This window comes from Herbaspirillum sp. B65 (assembly GCF_000333555.1).
GTDB lineage: Bacteria > Pseudomonadota > Gammaproteobacteria > Burkholderiales > Burkholderiaceae_D > Herbaspirillum > Herbaspirillum rubrisubalbicans.
On record NZ_BADI01000092.1, the window covers coordinates 1 to 2,201 of the forward strand.

At 62.7% G+C, this 2,201-nt stretch carries 2 protein-coding genes; one reads left to right on the forward strand and one right to left on the reverse strand.

The genetic code is table 11. The features are described 5' to 3' along the window. Positions 1 to 1,080: stalk domain-containing protein (locus I5W_RS02725; protein ID WP_044528080.1), on the reverse strand; the 1,080-nt coding region annotated here is incomplete at its 3' end. Between the two features lie 386 nt (positions 1,081 to 1,466). Here I5W_RS02725 and I5W_RS02730 point away from each other — a divergent pair. Then, positions 1,467 to 2,090 carry a TetR/AcrR family transcriptional regulator gene (locus I5W_RS02730; protein WP_044528081.1) on the forward strand — a complete coding sequence of 208 codons (624 nt, stop codon included), beginning with the start codon at positions 1,467 to 1,469 and terminating at the stop codon, positions 2,088 to 2,090. The last annotated feature ends 111 nt before the right edge of the window (positions 2,091 to 2,201 follow it).

Here is a 2,201-nt window from a genome sequence, read left to right on the forward strand (position 1 = left end):
TTTCCCAGTTGCGCCGCGCAGGGTGTTGCCGGTGATGGTGTAGTTCTTGCCCTCGGGCTCGCTGATGTCCAGCGGCTTGGGCGGCGGCACCAGGGCGCGACCGCTGCCATCGTAGCCGGTGGGCTTCATCGGTACCGGGATAACCCCATTGTCTTCGATCTTGATGACCTTCTTCTGCACCAGATCGACCACCGCCACCAGGTTCTCGATGGGATGCGCCCAGTAGTTGCCATCGCCCACGTCCAGGTAGCTGACCACCTTGAGCAGGCGGCTGTCTTCCTGCAAGGCATCCTTGCCGCCGAAGTAACCCACCGTCAAGGGCGTGGCCACCACCTTCTTGATGTCGGTGATGCCGCGCTTGGCGAGGGCCTGGGCATATTCCGGGCTGGCTTCCATGGCGTTCTGCACCGTGGCGAAATCATCCACCAGCACCATGCCATGCACGCCGGCCTTGGGTTCCCAACGCTCCACGGTGCGGTGCTTGAGATCGACCGTGCCTTCGATGACCTGGCTGCCATCGAGCAGGGTGAAGTCGGCACGACGCTGGAAGACCTGCTTGCGATCACCCATGGCGAATTTCCAGACCTGTTCCTTGGGCGGCTCGGCCAGGGTGATTTCGGTGAAACGGTAATTGGGCTGGAAATGTCCGCTGGCCTTGAGCACGGCAACCGTCTCATTGATTTCGTCGGCACTCAAGGGGTTCAGCGGATGCGGGACGGCCTCGATCTGGAAGGTCTTGTCCAGGCTGGGGGCGAACACGGTATTGATGAATTCGTCGGAGACATAAGGCTGGCCGCCCTTCATCACCAACGGCACCGGCAAGGCCACGCTCTGGCCATTGACCAGGGCGCTCTTGGCCAGCGGCTTGACGCGCACGGTGACGCTGTTGCGGGTGATGGTCCACAGACCTGCATAGTCATCCCAGCGCACCGTGGCGCCAAAATCTTCCATGGCCTTCTTGAGCGGCAACATGTGGGCCGCCGCGCCGTGGGCGGCAGCCGGGGGAGCGACCAGCAAGGCGGAGGACAGGCCGGCAGCGGCCAGTGCAGAAAGCAGGCAAGAGCGAAGGAGTGGTTTCATGATCGGTCAACGAGGCGATGGAGAATGGTTGTGCGGCCGATTATTGCGTGGCCACCGAGCAGGGGCGTAGCCCGTTTTGGCAAACTTGAACCGGCAACAAGGGGGCGGCAGCAAGGACCGCAAGCGCCCGCTTGCCGAAACTGGATAGTGCGCCACGCGCACGCCGACGCCTTCTTCACCCAAGCCGCTGAGCAGGGCCATTGGCGCCCTGTACCTGCACGCAAGAGTGCCGCCTACCTTCATCAACGCGCCTTGCCGAATCTGGACAGGGAACCAAACAAGAATCCCAAATGTCTGTAAACTAGACGAAACTGTCTAGTTTTTAAAAACCTTCTGCCCCGTGGTTTCCTGCCCGACGCCACGCCAGGTTATCTCCTTGGAGCCCCATGCCACGCGCCACCACCGATATCGCCTCGCCAGCCGTGCAGGCCAGGGGCCAAGCGCGCATCGATGCCATCCTGGCCGCCACTGCCGAGATGATTGCCGAAGAAGGCGTCAGCGCCGTGACCATGCACCTGGTCGCCAAGCGCGCCCGCACCTCGGTGGGGTCGATGTATCACTTCTTCCCGGACCGGGAGAGTCTGCTGACGGCCCTGATCCAGGGGCATTCAGCGGCCATGCGGCAGATCAACCAGCAGCTCAAGGCGATCCCCGCTCGGGAATGGCAGCAGTTGTCAGCCGATGAGGCCATCACCCGCCTGGTCACGCCCTATGTGCAATACATCGATGCCCATCCCGATTTCCTCGATGTCACGCACGGCCGCGCCACCCGGGAAGACGATGCCGATTTCATGCTCACCGTGCGGCACGTGCTCAAGGCGCGTCTGCCGGGGCTGGCAAGCAAGCAGCGCGAGGACTACGTGGCCGTGATCCACGCCATTGCGGCGGGAGGGATGCATATCGGCTACCAGAACAGCCCGCAACGCGCCCCGCTCTTTCTACGCGAGGTGCCACGCGTACTGGCGGCCTACCTGGCCCAGATCGAACACTTGCACAGCCAAGCCCGCTAGGCGCGCTTCACGTGCCCCGACACTTGTCACCGAAAAGGAAATCAAGCATGGATGCCAGCAACACCAACCCACATATCGTCATCGTGGCGGCGGCGTCGCCGACGGAAATGC